General features: G+C 59.5%; 17 protein-coding genes and 1 tRNA gene. 7 read left to right on the forward strand and 11 right to left on the reverse strand.

Going from position 1 to position 15,812, the window contains the following annotated elements; all coding sequences use genetic code 11:
• Nucleotides 1–2 precede the first annotated feature (2 nt).
• Nucleotides 3–79: transfer RNA gene (locus AC07V0_RS28095), tRNA-Pro, on the forward strand.
• A 150-nt stretch (nt 80–229) separates the two neighbouring features.
• Complete coding sequence (locus AC07V0_RS28100; protein ID WP_086945900.1) at nt 230–1,855, forward strand: methyl-accepting chemotaxis protein; 1,626 nt, start codon at nt 230–232, stop codon at nt 1,853–1,855.
• Nucleotides 1,856–1,917: 62 nt separating this feature from the next.
• On the opposite strand, the gene AC07V0_RS28105 is transcribed toward AC07V0_RS28100, so the two are convergent.
• The 6 genes from AC07V0_RS28105 to AC07V0_RS28130 all read right to left on the reverse strand — a co-directional run bounded on the left by AC07V0_RS28105 (nt 1,918) and on the right by AC07V0_RS28130 (nt 6,665).
• Nucleotides 1,918–2,319 carry an HvfA family oxazolone/thioamide-modified RiPP metallophore gene (locus AC07V0_RS28105; protein ID WP_086945899.1) on the reverse strand — a complete coding sequence of 134 codons (402 nt, stop codon included), beginning with the start codon at nt 2,317–2,319 and terminating at the stop codon, nt 1,918–1,920.
• 339 nt (nt 2,320–2,658) lie between these two features.
• Nucleotides 2,659–3,957: an NAD(P)/FAD-dependent oxidoreductase gene (locus tag AC07V0_RS28110; RefSeq protein ID WP_086945898.1), complete on the reverse strand. Its 1,299-nt coding sequence runs from the start codon at nt 3,955–3,957 to the stop codon at nt 2,659–2,661.
• Between the two features lie 60 nt (nt 3,958–4,017).
• Nucleotides 4,018–4,191: a DUF3094 domain-containing protein gene (locus AC07V0_RS28115; protein ID WP_007938396.1), complete on the reverse strand. Its 174-nt coding sequence runs from the start codon at nt 4,189–4,191 to the stop codon at nt 4,018–4,020.
• A 161-nt stretch (nt 4,192–4,352) separates the two neighbouring features.
• Nucleotides 4,353–4,979: a DUF1780 domain-containing protein gene (locus AC07V0_RS28120; RefSeq protein ID WP_007938395.1), complete on the reverse strand. Its 627-nt coding sequence runs from the start codon at nt 4,977–4,979 to the stop codon at nt 4,353–4,355.
• Nucleotides 4,980–5,089: 110 nt separating this feature from the next.
• A complete protein-coding gene (locus tag AC07V0_RS28125; protein WP_018930176.1) occupies nt 5,090–5,539 on the reverse strand; it encodes a potassium channel family protein in 450 nt (149 codons plus the stop codon).
• A gap of 22 nt (nt 5,540–5,561) precedes the next feature.
• Nucleotides 5,562–6,665, reverse strand: coding sequence for an AI-2E family transporter (locus AC07V0_RS28130; RefSeq protein WP_086945897.1), 1,104 nt, complete (start codon nt 6,663–6,665; stop codon nt 5,562–5,564).
• A 248-nt stretch (nt 6,666–6,913) separates the two neighbouring features.
• Between AC07V0_RS28130 and AC07V0_RS28135 the strand changes: the two genes are divergently transcribed.
• Genes AC07V0_RS28135 through AC07V0_RS28145 form a run of 3 tightly spaced genes read left to right on the forward strand, consistent with a single transcriptional unit; the run spans nt 6,914 to nt 10,784 of the window.
• Complete coding sequence (locus AC07V0_RS28135; RefSeq protein ID WP_086945896.1) at nt 6,914–8,281, forward strand: aromatic acid/H+ symport family MFS transporter; 1,368 nt, start codon at nt 6,914–6,916, stop codon at nt 8,279–8,281.
• Nucleotides 8,278–9,498: a benzoate/H(+) symporter BenE family transporter gene (locus AC07V0_RS28140; RefSeq protein ID WP_028938886.1), complete on the forward strand. Its 1,221-nt coding sequence runs from the start codon at nt 8,278–8,280 to the stop codon at nt 9,496–9,498. The genes AC07V0_RS28135 and AC07V0_RS28140 overlap by 4 nt, the downstream gene beginning before the upstream one ends.
• Nucleotides 9,499–9,515: 17 nt before the next feature.
• Nucleotides 9,516–10,784: an OprD family porin gene (locus tag AC07V0_RS28145; RefSeq protein WP_086945895.1), complete on the forward strand. Its 1,269-nt coding sequence runs from the start codon at nt 9,516–9,518 to the stop codon at nt 10,782–10,784.
• A 9-nt stretch (nt 10,785–10,793) separates the two neighbouring features.
• Here the strand turns inward: AC07V0_RS28145 and AC07V0_RS28150 are convergent, their stop codons facing one another.
• Entirely contained in the window at nt 10,794–11,036 is a 243-nt protein-coding gene (locus tag AC07V0_RS28150) for a DUF2790 domain-containing protein (protein WP_086945894.1), read from the reverse strand.
• An 888-nt stretch (nt 11,037–11,924) separates the two neighbouring features.
• Here AC07V0_RS28150 and AC07V0_RS28155 point away from each other — a divergent pair.
• Together AC07V0_RS28155 and AC07V0_RS28160 are read left to right on the forward strand one after the other, a co-directional pair.
• Complete coding sequence (locus AC07V0_RS28155; RefSeq protein ID WP_018930184.1) at nt 11,925–12,614, forward strand: energy-coupling factor ABC transporter permease; 690 nt, start codon at nt 11,925–11,927, stop codon at nt 12,612–12,614.
• A 63-nt stretch (nt 12,615–12,677) separates the two neighbouring features.
• Complete coding sequence (locus tag AC07V0_RS28160; protein WP_086945893.1) at nt 12,678–12,893, forward strand: hypothetical protein; 216 nt, start codon at nt 12,678–12,680, stop codon at nt 12,891–12,893.
• Nucleotides 12,894–12,902: 9 nt separating this feature from the next.
• Here AC07V0_RS28160 and yacG read toward each other — a convergent pair whose 3' ends face one another.
• Genes yacG through AC07V0_RS28180 form a run of 4 tightly spaced genes read right to left on the reverse strand, consistent with a single transcriptional unit; the run spans nt 12,903 to nt 15,811 of the window.
• Nucleotides 12,903–13,103: a DNA gyrase inhibitor YacG gene (yacG, locus tag AC07V0_RS28165; protein WP_018930185.1), complete on the reverse strand. Its 201-nt coding sequence runs from the start codon at nt 13,101–13,103 to the stop codon at nt 12,903–12,905.
• Nucleotides 13,100–13,723 (reverse strand): dephospho-CoA kinase, encoded by a 624-nt coding sequence (gene coaE / locus AC07V0_RS28170; RefSeq protein ID WP_026286732.1) that lies wholly within the window; start codon nt 13,721–13,723, stop codon nt 13,100–13,102. The genes yacG and coaE overlap by 4 nt, the downstream gene beginning before the upstream one ends.
• Entirely contained in the window at nt 13,720–14,592 is an 873-nt protein-coding gene (locus AC07V0_RS28175; RefSeq protein WP_064620394.1) for a prepilin peptidase, read from the reverse strand. The genes coaE and AC07V0_RS28175 overlap by 4 nt, the downstream gene beginning before the upstream one ends.
• Nucleotide 14,593: 1 nt before the next feature.
• Nucleotides 14,594–15,811, reverse strand: coding sequence for a type II secretion system F family protein (locus AC07V0_RS28180; protein ID WP_018930188.1), 1,218 nt, complete (start codon nt 15,809–15,811; stop codon nt 14,594–14,596).
• Nucleotide 15,812: the final 1 nt, after the last annotated feature.

Genomic DNA, 15,812 nt, shown 5'->3' on the forward strand with positions numbered 1-15,812 from the left:
ACCGGGGTATAGCGCAGTCCGGTAGCGCGCCTGCTTTGGGAGCAGGATGTCAGGAGTTCGAATCCCCTTACCCCGACCATATTAAAAATCCTCGTATCGAAAGATACGGGGATTTTTTTTGTCTGCGAAAAAGCAGATCGCTTCAAGTCATCGTACAACTTGCCGATAACGAGCTAACGGGGCACGGACAGGGCCTCGACTCCAGCCAATAAAAACAAAGGCGCTCGTTATGTTTCTTCGTCAGCTGAATATTGCCCCTCGCGCCGCGCTGGGTTTTGCCTTGATCGCGGTACTGGTGGCATTGCTCGGGGTATTTGCACTGGGGCAGATGTCGAGCATTCGCGACAGCGAGGTGGCGGTGGAGGCCCAATGGTTGCCGAGCATTCGCGGCGGTGACGAGATCCGCGAGCTCATGTTGCGCATCCGTACCATTTCCCTGCGCATGGCCTTGGATCAAGATCCGAAGAACATCGCCACTTACCGCAGCCAAATGGACACGCGCGACAAGGAATTGAGCGAGAAAATTGCCGCTTATGACAAATTGGTCACCACCCCTGAGGGCCAGGAGTTGTATGACCAGTTCAAAAAAACCTTCGCCGCCTACGGCAGCGGCATCGCCCAATCCTTCACCCTCGCTGAGCAAGGGAGGCGTGACGAGCTGACCAAACTACTTCTGGTCGACATGAAGACTGTTGTCGACGGTTCGGGCAAACAGCTCAACGATCTGGCGGAACTGTTCACCCGGCTAGTGGCCGCCGAGAGCCGGAAATCCCAAGAGCACTATGCCACCTCCCGGATGATCGTCAGCCTGTTTATTGCCCTCGCGGCGCTGGCCACGGTCGGCCTTGCGATGCTGTTGACCCGTAGCATCGTCAAACCCTTGGCAGAGGCGTTGAACGCTGCGGAAAACGTGGCACGAGGCGATCTGACCCGCCCCATCGAGACCCATGGCAACGACGAAGTGAGCCGCTTGCTCAAGGCGCTGGCGACCATGCAACACAACCTGCGTGACACCTTGCAGGGCATCAGCGGTTCGGCGGCGCAATTGGCGACGGCAGCCGATGAATTGAACGCGGTCACCCTCGACAGCACCCAGAATCTGCAACAGCAGAACAACGAGATTGAACAAGCGGCGACAGCCGTCACCGAAATGACCGCCGCGGTGGAGGAGGTCGCACGCAACGCGGTTTCTACCTCTGACGCCACGCGCCAATCCAGTGAGTCGGCACACGTTGGCCATCAGCGAGTGAGCGAAACCGTGAGTGCCATCAGCGCCCTTGCCAGCGACGTGCAGACGACGGGCGGCTTGGTGCAGTCGCTGGCCAACCAGTCTCAGGACATCGGCAAGGTGCTGGATGTGATTCGTGCCATTGCCGAACAGACCAATTTGCTCGCCCTCAACGCGGCCATCGAAGCGGCGCGTGCGGGCGAAAGTGGTCGAGGTTTCGCGGTGGTTGCCGACGAAGTGCGTGCCCTGGCGTACCGCACGCAACAGTCGACTCAGGAAATCGAACAAATGGTTCAGGGCATGCGTACTGGCTCAACCCAGGCGCTGGACTCCATGCAAGCCAGCTCCTCGCGGGCCGCCAGCACCCTGGCGTTGGCGGAGCATGCGGGCGAAGCGCTGCAGACCATCACCGCTTCGGTTCACCAGATCCACGAACGCAACCTGGTGATCGCCAGCGCCGCCGAGGAGCAGGCGCAAGTGGCGCGTGAAGTTGATCGCAACCTGGTGAACATTCGCGATTTGTCGGTACGCTCCGCTGCTGGCGCCGATCAGACTAGCGCCTCCAGCCATGAGCTGTCGCAGTTGGCCAATTCGTTACGGACCATGGTGCAGCGGTTTCAGTTGTAAATCCGCCGGACGAAAAAAAGCCCCGCTCCTCGATGGAGAAGCAGGGCCTGGTCTTCATTGGCTTAGCTGTTGTCTTTCAGGTGCTCGAACAAGCCTTTTGGCATTTTTTTGCCATTGGCTTCGTAGCTGGCTTTCACATTGTCGAAAGCCTCTTGTTCCGAGATTTGACCATCGTGGTTAGTGTCGATCTTGTCGAAGTCGCCCTTGGGCGCCACTTTCAGGAACTCCGCACGGGACACCTGACCATCGCCATCGGTGTCGGTCTTGGCCATCGAGGCATCGCCGCACTTGCCTTCGCCACATTTGCCTTCTGGGGTTTTTACCGAAGTTTCGGCGGAGGCGACCATGTAGCCCTGGGTCAGTGGCTGCGCGGCGAATACGGAACCGGACAACATCAGGCCACCGGCCAGGACGGCACCGAGCAGGCCAACGGTGTTTTTGCTGAGAGTAGTGGTACGGGACATTACAAATCTCCTGGGTTGCACGACACAACCGTTCGATAAAGGACGCCACGCAAGTGCGGCGATGACCGAAGCAGGCGGTGCCTTGCTCGGGTGTGGCCATTTAGCGGGCGCGGTGTATCGCTACTGTGTCGTGCAAGGAGGGAGTTTGTAAGCGAAGGGGTGAAATCGTGGGGGAGATACAGTGAGACACAGAAGTGTTCACGGGGTAGACCGAGGCGCCTGCATCGCGGGCAAGCCACGCTCCCACAGTTAATCTTTGTTGGCCGCATATTTGCGTACGACGCAGATCCTGTGGGAGCGTGGCTTGCCCGCGATGAGGCCCTGACAGACGCCGAAAATTTAGTGCAACTTGAGCCGCGGCTCGGTCCCACGCCCAATCTTGCTACCCAGCATCAACATCGCCGTACGGAACGCGCCATACAGCGCCATCTGGTGCATGCGGTACAGCGACACGTAAAACATCCGTGCCAGCCAGCCCTCGAGCATCACGCTGCCGGTCAGGTTGCCCATCAAGTTACCCACAGCCGAAAAACGCGACAGCGAAATCAGCGAGCCGTAGTCGGTGTATTTGTATTCCGGCAGGGCCTTGCCTTCGATCCGCAGTTTCAGCGATTTGGCCAGCAACGAAGCCTGTTGGTGGGCCGCCTGGGCGCGCGGCGGCACATTGCGGTCGCTGCCCGGTTGCGGGCAGGCCGCGCAGTCACCGAAGGCGAAGATGTTCTCGTCGCGGCTGGTTTGCAGGGTCGGCAGCACTTGCAGCTGGTTGATGCGGTTGGTTTCCAGGCCATCGATGTCCTTGAGGAAACCCGGCGCACGAATCCCGGCGGCCCAGACTTTGAGGCTGGCGTTGATTACCTGGCCGTCGGCGGTAATCAGGCTGTCGGCGGTCACTTCGCTGACCGCGGCATTGGTCATGACGTTGACCCCGAGTTTCTCCAGGGTTTTATGCACAGGTCCGCCGATCCGCTCCGGCAGCGCCGGGAGAACCCGTGGCCCGGCTTCGATCAGGGTGATGTGCATGTTTTCCGGCTTGATCCGGTCCAGGCCATAAGCCGCCAGTTCATGGGCGGCGTTGTGCAGTTCCGCTGCCAGTTCGACCCCGGTGGCACCGGCGCCGACGATGGCCACGCTGATCTGTTGCACGGTGTCGGTCTGTCCGGCGTGCGCGCGCAGGTAGTGATTGAGCAGTTGCTGATGGAAGCGCTCGGCCTGTTTGCGGGTGTCGAGGAACAGGCAGTGTTGCGCCGCGCCTTGAGTGCCGAAGTCGTTGGTGGTACTGCCGACCGCGATCACCAGCGAGTCGTAAGGCACTTCGCGCGCGGGTACCAGTTCAAGGCCAGCGTCGTCGTAGGTGGCGGCCAGCTGGATTTTCTTCTGTGTGCGATCGAGCCCGCTCATGCGCCCCAGCTGGAACTCGAAATGGTTCCATTTTGCCTGGGCAACATAGTTGAGTTCGTCTTCGGAAGAGTTGAGCGATCCAGCGGCCACTTCGTGCAACAGCGGTTTCCAGATGTGGGTCAGGTTCGCGTCGACCAGCATCACACTGGCCGTGCCGCGCTTGCCCAGAGTCTTACCCAGACGGGTAGCCAACTCCAGACCGCCGGCGCCGCCGCCAACGATGACAATACGATGAGTCATGGGGATATCTCGCAAGGCTAAAAGAAATCGGTGCAATTACCCGAGCGAGCGCCAGGCAGCTCATAGCGTCAGGTAACTGATCAAGCGGCTCAACAGGCCCAGGCCAATGGTCACTGCCAACACCACCACCAGGAGCATCCACGGCCGGAAAGGCCGGCGCTCGACTTGGTGCTGGGACAGGTGCAGGTACTCTTCGACATGCTTCTGGTCGTCGGGGTTCAGGCGGCTGGTCATAAAGGCCTCGTCGGGTAGACGTTGCTGAATGTGCAGACGTTACAGCAGATTGTCTGCAAGCGTTGAACGGTGCATGTGGTTCGGGTGAACGATTGCGCTTTGTAACATTCGGCCAGTGATTGCGCCATCCTGTGCAGGGTTGCCGCTATATGTGGCGGGACTCACAAGCTGATCCCGACATCGAAGACGATGCTGCGCCCCAGGTTGCTGCGCAGGAAATCCGGGGCATCCGGGTGGGCGAAGAGTACGCGGGCGAAGGTCGGGCCGACCAGCGACAACGAGCGCCAGCCCTGGCGCAGGTATTCGGTGGGCGGCGGGAAGTGGCTGTTGAGGTCCAGCACTTCGCGCTTGAGGCTGGCGAAGGCGATGATGTCCAGATCCCCCAGGTCCATGCCGCGCTCTTTGTAGTTGTGGGCTTTTTTGCGCAAGGTTGGCGCCAGTCTCAGCAGAAATTCATTAGCCGGGATGCGCCGGGGCTTGGCCTCGCGGCGCACCAGTTGGCTCAGGGAGAACGCGCTGCGCCGACGTTGCAGCTCATCACGCCATTCATCATTGAGGCGCCGGCCCTCGTCGAGCACGAAGAACACCTCGAAATTCGCGTCGCGAAACAGCACGTCCGGCGGCTCTCCGGCGGGGGCAAACTCGTCGGCGCGATAGGGAATGTTCAGACCTTGCAGCAGGCGCTGGCAAACCCAACGCTCACGCTCCCATTTGCGGGCATTGGAAAGGAACGTGTTGGCTTGCTCGGCCGCAATGGTCAGCAGGCGTAAATAATCTGAGTCATCCATAGGCCCAAGCTTAGCGTTCAAATGTGATCTGAATAATAAAGTCTGTCGCAAAAGAAAAAAGGCTGTCGCGATTTCTTCAGATAGAACCTTACCTGCTTTTTCTGACGTACCTATAGGTGTTCGCGCTGTTGTAGCCTTTCCATGCTGTGTTTGATGACATCCATCACCGCAGCGGTCATGACTGAGGTAGAGACACCAAACATCAGGATGCCGTTGGCTGCTTCCAGTGGGCCAAGCAGACGCCAGCGTGGGGACATGATGATATCGCCATAGCCCAGCGTGGCGAAGTTGACTGCCGAGTGATAGAGCGCAGTGGCGAATTCGTCGAATTCGTCGAGCAACATGAACAGGGTGGCCCAGATGGCGATCTGCACGAAATTGCCGAGCAACATCAGCACCATGACCATCGACAGCAACAGGATATTCAGCCATTGCGATTCACGATTTGGATGGGTATGCCTGAAATGCACGTAATGGCGCAAACAGATAGTTATGAAAACGGCTTGCATCAGCAGGCAGAACAGCATCACAGGGAGACCGGCGAGTAGATTCAACAGCATGGCGATATCCTCGGCAGACGTGTCAGGTCGGTCCCTGGCGGTCTGTCCCGGGTTCTTGCGCTTGATCGTCTACCCATTGCCAGAACAGCCGATAACCGACCGCCAATATCACAGGGCCGATAAACAGGCCGAGGATACCGCTCGTGACCATGCCGCCCAAGGCACCGATCAGCACCACCGGCATTGGCACATCGACGCCTCGACCTAGCAGCAACGGCTTGAGGACGTTATCGACCAGGCCCGCAACGAAGACATAGATGGCAAACACAATGGTCGCCGTGCTGGCACCTTCGTTCGCGAAGACGTAGACGATGACCGGAAGGGTAATCAGGGTGGCCGGTAATTGCATGATGCCAATAAGCAGCACCGCCAAGGCGAGAAGACCTGCGCCGGGGATGCCCATGGACACAAAGCCGATGCCGATCAACAGCATCTGGATGAAGGCGATGCCGACCACGCCCAACGCCACTGCCCGGATGGTCGCGGTGCACAGCTCGGTGATTTTCGGTCCCTTGACCGGGCCGCAGAAGCGCGAAGCGATTTGCACTGCGCTGCGGTGGCCACTTTCACCATAGGCTAAAAAAATACCGGCAATAATCAGGGCAAAGATAAATAAAAGGAGCCCCATGCCGGCCCCCGCCAGCTTGCTCAGCAGGGAGAGGCTGACACCTTTGATTTGCGGTATGAACTTCTGTAGCAGGTCGGGCAGGTTGGTGACAGCTTGTGTCCATAAGCCATGAAGGGGTTTGCCCACAAGTGGCCAGCCGGCCACCGCGTCGGACGGAGGGGGGATATGGAAACTGTCACTTTTGACCATGCTTATCGCCCGTTCCACGGAGTCTGCAATCGAGGTTCCCAACAAATAGGCAGGCACCATAAGGATGCAGATGGCGATCAGCACAATCAGCGTCGCGCTGAGCCCATCCTTGTTTCCCAGCGCGCCTTTGAACCTGACTTGTGACGGGTAGAGGGTGATTGCCAGGATTATCGACCACAGCATCAGATCGAGGAATGGACTGAATATCTGGAAGCAGAAAACCACCAGAACGGCGATCAACCCGGCACGAATCAGTACATCGAGCAGACCTCGGGAAAAAGCCTTTTCGGAAATGGGCGTGGGAACCATCGATTTTTCCTCCTATAGGAGCAAAGGCATGAGCCGGGTAAATCCAGCATAGACGTGCTCCTCGCCACAGGTTTCTCTGATTCAAGACCCTCTTTCCCCGCCCAACGCCCGGTTCCGGGCGGTGCACAAAACGGATAGCGATCTGCGCAAAGCGGATATTGCCCCGTGCCTGGCGACTTTACCCTCGGCTGTACGGACGTTAGCCGCGTTACCGACTCTTAAAAAAACAACAACAAGAGATAGATGCCATGCGCAAGATTGACGTACATGAGGTTATCGACAAGGCACGATTCAACCGCTTTCACTGGATGGTGCTGTTCTGGTGCGCCCTGATCATCATTTTCGACGGTTACGATTTGGTGATCTACGGCGTGGTGTTGCCGATGCTGATGAAAGAGTGGGGGCTCAGTCCTCTGCAAGCCGGCGCACTGGGAAGTTATGCACTGTTTGGAATGATGTTCGGCGCGCTGTTTTTCGGCCCGCTGTCAGACAAGATCGGTCGTAAAAAAGCCATCACCCTGTGCGTGATGCTGTTCAGCGGTTTTACCGTGCTCAACGGTTTTGCCAGTAACCCCACCGAGTTTGGCCTCTGTCGGTTCATTGCCGGGCTGGGCATTGGCGGGGTGATGCCCAACGTCGTGGCGCTGATGAACGAATACGCGCCGAAGAAAATCCGCAGCACGCTGGTGGCGATCATGTTCAGCGGCTACTCGGTGGGCGGCATGCTCTCGGCGGGGCTCGGCATCGTGCTGATCCCAAGTTTCGGCTGGCAGTCGGTGTTTTACGTGGCGGTGCTGCCGTTGCTGCTGTTGCCGTTGATCATGTACTTCCTGCCTGAATCGGTGGGCTTCATGCTGCGTCAGGGGCGCAATGAAGAGGCGCGCAACATTCTCCAGCGAGTCGATCCGGCGTACATCGCGCAAACCGGCGATCAGCTGCACATAAGCGAAGTGAAGGGCAGCGGCACCCCGGTGTTGCAGTTGTTTCGTGAGGGGCGGGCGCTGCGCACGCTGATGCTGTGGCTGGCGTTTTTCTGCTGCTTGTTGATGGTCTACGCCTTGAGTTCCTGGCTGCCGAAACTGATGGCAAGCGCCGGTTACAGCCTGGGCTCGAGCCTGTCGTTCCTGCTGGTACTCAACTTCGGCGCCATTTTTGGCGCGGTCGGCGGCGGTGTGCTGGGTGACAAACTCAACCTGCCACGCGTGTTGGCGGTGTTCTTCGCCGGTGCAGCCGTATCGATCACCTTGCTTGGCTTCAACAGCCCGATGCCGGTGTTGTACCTGCTGATCGCCATCGCTGGCGCCACCACCATCGGCTCGCAGATACTGCTGTACGCCTGCGCCGCGCAGTTCTACTCCATGGCCATTCGCTCCACCGGTTTGGGCTGGGCGTCGGGCATCGGCCGCAACGGCGCCATCGTCGGCCCGCTGCTGGGCGGTGCCTTGCTGGGGATCAGCCTGCCGCTGCAACTGAACTTCATGGCGTTTGCCTTGCCCGGTGCGGTGGCCGCCATTGCCATGACCGTGTTCGCGATCAGCAGTCAGCGCAGTGTCAAACAAGCGCTGTCGGGCCTGCGCCATGGTTCGCGTGACGGGTCTGTCGGCGACGTTTCATGAAAGCGTTATTCCGGGATTTTTCCTTGTCGGCTGCCGTCGCCGGATTTATCGCGACGGTGATCTCCTACGCGGGCCCCTTGGTGATCATCTTTCAAGCCGCCGAAACCGCGCACCTCTCGCGAGAAGTGCTGTCGTCGTGGGTCTGGGCGATTTCCATCGGCAGCGCCGTGCTCGGTATCGGTTTGAGCTTGCGTTACCGGGTGCCGGTGATCATTGCGTGGTCGGCGCCGGGCTCGGCGTTGCTGGTGGCGCTGTTGCCGGGAATCTCCATGCCCGAAGCGGTGGGCGCGTACCTGGTCAGCAGCCTGATTATCTTTCTGGTCGGGGTGTCGGGGGCATTTGACCGGATCATCGGCAAACTGCCCGCGGCGATTGCGGCGGCGATGCTGGCGGGGATTCTGTTCAGTTTCGGCACCGGGTTGTTCGTCTCGTTGCAAGGCAAGCCGCAGCTGGTGCTGGCGATGTTTGCCACGTACCTGATTTGCAAACGGGTGATGCCGCGTTATGCGGTGTTGATGGTGCTGCTGGTGGGCTGTTCCATCGCGTTTCTCGCCGGTGATTTGCACCGCGAAGCGCTGGTGATCGGTTTGGCCACGCCAGTGTGGATCACGCCTGCGTTCAGTTTGAGCGCGACGCTGAATATCGCCTTGCCGCTGGTGATGGTGGCGCTGACCGGCCAGTTTGTCCCCGGCATGGCGGTGCTGCGCGCCAGCGGCTACGCAACGCCCGCCGGCCCGATCATCGCCAGCAGTGCGTTGGGCACTGCGCTGTTGGCGCCGTTCGGTTGTCACGGGCTGAATCTGGCGGCGATTACCGCCGCCATCTGTACCGGTCGCGAGGCCCATGAAAACCCGGGCAAACGCTATGTGGCCGGGGTGGTGGGCGGTCTCTGTTATTTGGTGCTGGGGATCTTCGGCGCCACGCTGGTTTCGTTGTTTTCGGCGTTTCCCAAGGAGTTGATCGCGGCCCTGGCCGGGCTGGCGCTGTTCTCCGCGATCGCCGGGGCACTGGCTGGCGCAATGGCGGTGCCGAGTGATCGTGAAGCCGCGCTGGTGACCTTTCTCACCACCGCCTCGGGCATGTCGCTGTTTGGGTTGTCTGCCGCTTTCTGGGGACTGATTTTCGGCATGGTCACCCACTGGTTGTTAAACGCCCGGCGTCCCATCGCTCGCAGCGCAAATGCTGCGACTGAAGCACTTCAACCTGTCGATCAATAAAAATAAGAGAAAAAACGATGAAACAGATTTTTCCAACAACCGGGTCAGTGTTGTCCATCGCTGTCGTCTCGAGTTTCTCCACCGGTGCGGTGGCCGCCGAGGGCGGCTTCATCGAAGACAGCACCGCCACCTTGCAAGCGCGCAATTACTACTTCAGCCGGGACTTCTCCGACATCGTCGGGGCCAATACACAGTCGAAGGCCGAAGAGTGGGCACAGGGCTTCATTCTCAACGTCAAATCCGGTTATACCCAGGGGCCTGTCGGTTTTGGTGTGGATGTCATTGGCCTGCTCGGCCTCAAACTCGACAGCAGCCCGGACCGGGTCAATACCGGTTTGCTGCCGGTGCGCAATGATGGACACGCGGCTACTGAATACAGTCGTCTGGGGGGCGCGCTGAAGGTGCGTTACTCCAAGACCGAATTGAAGGTGGGGGAGCTGCAACCCAACCTGCCGGTACTGGCCTTCAGCGATATCCGTCTGCTGCCGCCCAGTTATCAGGGCGCAAGCATCAGCTCCAATGAGATCGATGGCCTGACCTTACAGGGCGGTCATTTGAGTTCGACCAGCCTGCGCAACGAGGCTGGCGATGAAAAGATGCAAGCCATGCTCGGTCATGTACCCCAGCGTCAGGTCAGCAGCGATGGTTTCAACTTTGCCGGCGCCGACTACGCGTTCAATGATAAACGCAGCTCGGTCAGCGCCTGGTTCGGGCAATTGGAGGATATCTACAACCAGCGCTTTCTCGGCTTCAAGCACAGCGAGCCGTTGGGGGACTGGACCCTGGGCGCCAACCTTGGCTATTACGATTCGCGCGAGGACGGCAAAAAATTACTGGGCAACATCGACAACCAGGCGTTCTTCTCTTTGCTGTCGGCCAAGCGCGGCGGTCACACGTTTTATGTCGGCTATCAGGGTATGTTCGGCGACAGCGCCTTCCCGCGAGTGTTTGCCAACATCACTCCGTTGGGCAACGAGGTGCCGACCTACGAGTTTGCCTACGCCGACGAGCGTTCCTGGCAGGCGCGTTACGACTACGACTTCGCCGCCCTCGGCGTGCCGGGGCTGACCAGCACCGTGCGTTACATCACCGGCAATAACGTCGACACCGGCAAGGGGTTTGAAGGCAAGGACCGCGAGCGCGATCTGGACATCGGCTATGTGTTGCAAAGCGGCAGCCTCAAAGGCCTCGGGATCCGCGTGCGCAACGCCATGGCGCGCTCCAACTACCGCAGTGATATCGACGAGAACCGCCTGATTCTCAGCTACACATGGAAGTTGTTATGACCGGAGCGATCACAGATCGGTGGTGCAGTTGCCCATGACTTCGTACGTCACGCGATGGGTCTGGCCCTGATGGTCGACATATTCCATGGTCGCTGGCACGACTCCGCAGGCGGTTGCGGTGTCTGTCACTGAAACGACCTTGGCGATGTCCAGTGGTTGTGCCGGGTTGTACGGGGTGGCAGCGGCTGGCTCGTTGGCGGCCAGGGCCGAGGTGGCGGCGAGGGTCAGGAGCAGGCTGGTCAGGGTTTTCATTTTTCTGTGCTCTGTGTGGGTTCCAGTGTCTGAATTTTAGTCTTTGCCTGTGGGGGATAAAGGGGGCTGGGTCTGATTCAGTCTTGCGGGAAATGTAACAATCGCTGTTGATTGTGTGCATATCCGTTTCTGCGGTAGTGCCGGCTGGCGGTTTCGCTCTTACAGCGAGTCACTTTGAAAAGCCCAAAGTAACCAAAGGCTCTTGCCCCTTTCGTTCGGCCCTTCGCCTAGGCTCAGGGTGCCCTCGCTCCGGTCCTGCTCCGTGGGCCCGCCGCCATCGGCCATCCATGGCCGGGGGCGGCTAACCCGGCATCCATGCCGGGTTGCCCACTGCGCAGAACCTCCACTCGGCCTCTCGAGGGGGCGTGCACCGCCAAAGCAATAGCGAGGCGGCCTACCGGCCGGCCTGACTTCAAGTGAACGCATTCCCCTGTAGGAGCTGCCGAAGGCTGCGATCTTTTGATCTTGCCGTTGCTTTGGTTTTTGATCTTGATCTATCCGCCCCTTTCCCAGAGGCCGAACGCAGGTATTGCGCAGGGGGCACCGCGGCAGGGATGCCGCGGTAGCCGCCCCCGGCCATGGATGGCCGATGGCGGCGGGCCCCCGGAGCAATGCCGGAGTGAGGGCATGCCGAGCCTAGGCGAGGCACCGAATGGAGGGGCAAAAGCGCTTTGGTTACTTTCGCGCTTTTCGAAAGTGACCCGCCGTAAGGGCGGAACCATAAGTGGCCGTTACAAAAAAATGGATATGTACGCCACCAAAGAGCCGCCATTACCGCAGCAACGAACATGCCCCCCAATCGTAAAACGCCCCTCCAGAGCAAAATCAAAGGCCGGTGTAGACTGATGACCTGTTCTCTTCTGGTAAGACAAAGGAGTGTGCCCAGCCATGATCGGTGCCGAGTTACTGTCATCCGAAACCCTGACGGTGGGTTGGCTGATCTATATACCGGCGCTGATCTGGGCAATTGCGCGAGCGCCATGGGTCGAACTGTTCAGCGACAGCCGCCGCCAGCATCTGTTGTTCGGTACGGTGTTTGCGCTGTTCATGCTGTGGCTGGTGCGACGGGACTTCGATACCGGTGTGTCCTATCACTTCATCGGCATGACCGCCGTGACCTTACTACTGGATTGGCCGTTGGCGATTGTCGGCGGGTTGGTCGCGCAGGTGGGCTTGGTGTTGCTCGGGCGTCAGGACCTGGCCGCTGTCGGGGTCAATGGCGCTCTGCTGATCCTGCTGCCGGTGCTGGTCACCGAGTGCTGCGCCATCCTGGTGGAGCGCGCGCAGCCACGTAATCCCTTCGTGTACATCTTCTGTTCCGGTTTTTTTGCCGCTGCGCTGTCGGCCTTGTTGTGCCTGATCCTGACGCTCACGCTGCTGTGGTACGACGAGCGATTCGTCATGCCGTACTGGCTGGAAGACTTTGTCGGTTACCTGTGGTTGCTGATTTTTCCGGAAGCGTTCATCAACGGCATGGTGGTCAGCGCGTTGGTGGTGTTTTGCCCAGAATGGCTGGAGACGTTCAATCGCACGCGCTATCTATCGGCGCCCTGGAAAGATGACGATCCCAAATCTTGATCCACATCAAATCCAAAAAACGTTGACGAATCCATGCTTCGGAAAACCTTCAGGAGCATCGAAATGAGTGTCTACGAGTGGGCCAGGCAGGAGTTGCGTCAGAGTCTGGATGTGGCGCAAGAGGTGGGCTTTGATCCGGGGTTGAGCCTGCGCGCCTTGCTCAGTGCGGTGGTGCAGCAGAGCAAGGCAGTGCGCAATATCGAAGACCTGGCCGATGAGTTGCGGTTTCTCGCCGAGAACCTCGACGTGGGCCAGGACTATGGCTTTATGCGGCCCTGATGGCCGGGATCAGTGACGCGGGTCGAAGTCGCCGCTGAACATCTCGTCCTCGGCATCAGGGGGCACCGGGATCTTGTGTTCTTCCGACGCCCAGGCGCCCAAGTCGATCAGTTTGCAACGGTCCGAACAGAACGGCCGGAACTTGCTCTCGGGGCTCCATTCGACAGGGGCGCCACAGGTTGGGCATTCGACGGTCGGGGTTTGGCTCATGACTGGCCTCCACGCAAAGTAAGGTAAAAGTGATGCAGGCGTTCGACCTCGCTGTGCAGCCAGGCGAGGTCGCGGTCGTTGACCACCACATCGTCGGCATGGCTCAAGCGGTCCTGTCGGCTGGACTGAGCCTTGAGGATCGCCTGGACTTGCTGCTCGCTGGTCTGGTCACGCTGCAGGGTGCGTTCGATCTGTAACTGTTCCGGGGCATCGATCACCAGGACCCGTTGGGTCATGGCGTACTGCCCGGACTCGATCAGCAGCGGCGAAACCAGAATCGCGTAAGGCGATTGTGCCTTGGCCAGATGATGGGCGATTTCCTCGGCGATCAACGGATGCAGTAGCGCTTCGAGCCAGCGGCGTTCTTCCGGCACCTCGAAGATCAGCTTGCGCAGGGCCGCACGATCCAGCTGGCCATCGGCTTGCAACACGCCGGGGCCAAAGTGCTCGGCGATTTTTGCCAGTGCCGGGCGACCGGGTTCGACCACCCAGCGAGCCGCATGATCGGCGTCCACCACGTGCACGCCGAGGTCGATGAAGTGCTGCGCAGCCGCGCTTTTGCCGCTGCCGATGCCGCCGGTCAGGCCGAGAATCCAGGGTTTTTCCACAGGGGTATTCATTTCAAACCGACAAACTGCCAATAGAAGCCGGTTATTTGACCACCCCAGAGCAAGGCAATCCAGCCGGCAATGGCCAGATAGGGTCCAAAGGGTAGCGGCGTCGAGGTTTTCGCATCCCGCAGGCGCAGCAAAATCACCCCGAGAATGGCCCCTACCAGCGATGACAGCAGAATGGTCATGGGCAGGATCTGCCAGCCGCCCCAGGCGCCGAGCATCGCCAGGAGCTTGAAGTCACCGTAACCGATGCCGTCCTTGCCGGTGACCAGCTTGAACAGCCAGAACACCGTCCACAGCGCCATGTAGCCGGCCACCGCGCCCCAGAACGCGTCATGCAGTGATACGAAGAGCCCGAAGCTGTTGAGGACCAGTCCCAACCACATCAATGGCATCACCAGTACGTCCGGCAACAGTTGATGTTCGGCATCGATCAGGCTCATCGCCAGCAGGCCCCAACTCAGGACCAGCACCATGCAGGCCTGCCAGCCGAAACCGAAATGCCAGGCGACGAACGCCGACAGCAGGCCGCAGGCCAGTTCGGTCAGCGGGTAACGTTTACTGATCGGCGCTGCGCAGCTCGAGCATCGCCCACGTAAAAACAGATAACTGAGTATTGGAATGTTCTCCCACACTCGAATCCGATGGCCGCAGTGAGGACACTCGGAGTGGGGCAATATCAGGTTGTAGGTCGGACCGGGGGCTTCGACTGGCAAGTCCAGTACGTCATGGGCCTGCAGGCGCCATTCACGCTCAAGCATTTTCGGCAGGCGCCAGACCACCACGTTGAGAAAACTGCCGATCAGCAGGCCGATCAGCCCTGCGGTCATCACGAAGGCCAGCGGGTTGAGGCTCAGAAATTCGTTCAAGGACATATCAGACCGCTGAGCCGAGTTGGAAGATGGGCAGGTACATTGCAACCACCAGCCCGCCGACGATAACACCCAGCACCACCATGATGAACGGCTCCATCAGGCTGGTCAGGTTATCGACCATGTTGTCCACCTCGGCCTCATAGAAACCCGCGACCTTGTCGAGCATGTCGTCCAGCGCGCCGGACTCTTCGCCAATGGCCGTCATCTGGATCGCCATGGTCGGAAAGATGCCGGAGGTACGCATGGAAAAATTCAGCTGCATGCCGGTCGAAACGTCCTGCTTGATGCGCAACACCGCTCGCTTGAACACGATGTTGCCGGTCGCGCCCGCCACTGACTCCAGGGCTTCGACCAGTGGCACGCCGGCGGCAAACGTCGTCGACAGGGTGCGGGCGTAACGGGCCACGGCGGACTTGTACATGAGCGCGCCAACCAACGGCAGTTTCAGCAGCCAGGTGTCCGTCCGGTCGCGAAAGCCCGGGGAATTCTTGAAGGCATGGCGCAGGCCGAAGATCCCCCCAGCCAACACGCCGAGTATCATCCACCACCAGTCCTGCATGAACTCCGACAAGCCGATGACCATCACGGTGAACGCCGGCAGTTCGGCGCCGAACCCCGAGAATACCGACTGGAATTGCGGCACAACCTTGACCAGCAGAATGCCGGTCACAATGATTGCGACGAACACCACGGCCAGCGGGTAGGTCATGGCTTTCTTGATCTTGGCCTTGAGGCTTTCGCTCTTTTCCTTGTAGGTCGCCACCCGTTCCAGCAGGGTATCCAGGGCACCGGCCTGCTCGCCGGCGTCCACCAGGTTGCAGTACAGCTCGTCGAAATACTGGGGCTTTTTGCGCAGGGCCGCGGCGAAGCTGTTACCGGCCGCGACTTCCTGTTTCACCTCGTCCACCAGCTTGCGCATGTTCGGGTTATCGAAGCCCTCGCCGATGATCTCGAACGATTGCAGGAGCGGTACGCCGGCTTTCATCATGGTCGCCATCTGCCGGGTAAACAGGGCGATGTCCAAGGGTTTGATGCGCTTGCCGGCACTGAAAATGGACGCGTACTTTTTCCGCACCTTGCCCGGATTGATGCCCTGCTTGCGCAACTGGGCCTTGATCAGCGCTGGATTTTGTCCGGTCAACTCGCCGGTCATTTTCGCACCTTTGCGATCCGTGCCTTCCCAGGCATACACGCTGATTTTCGCTGCTTTGACCGCCATA

Source organism: Pseudomonas sp. GW821-FHT01E10, from assembly GCF_059422365.1.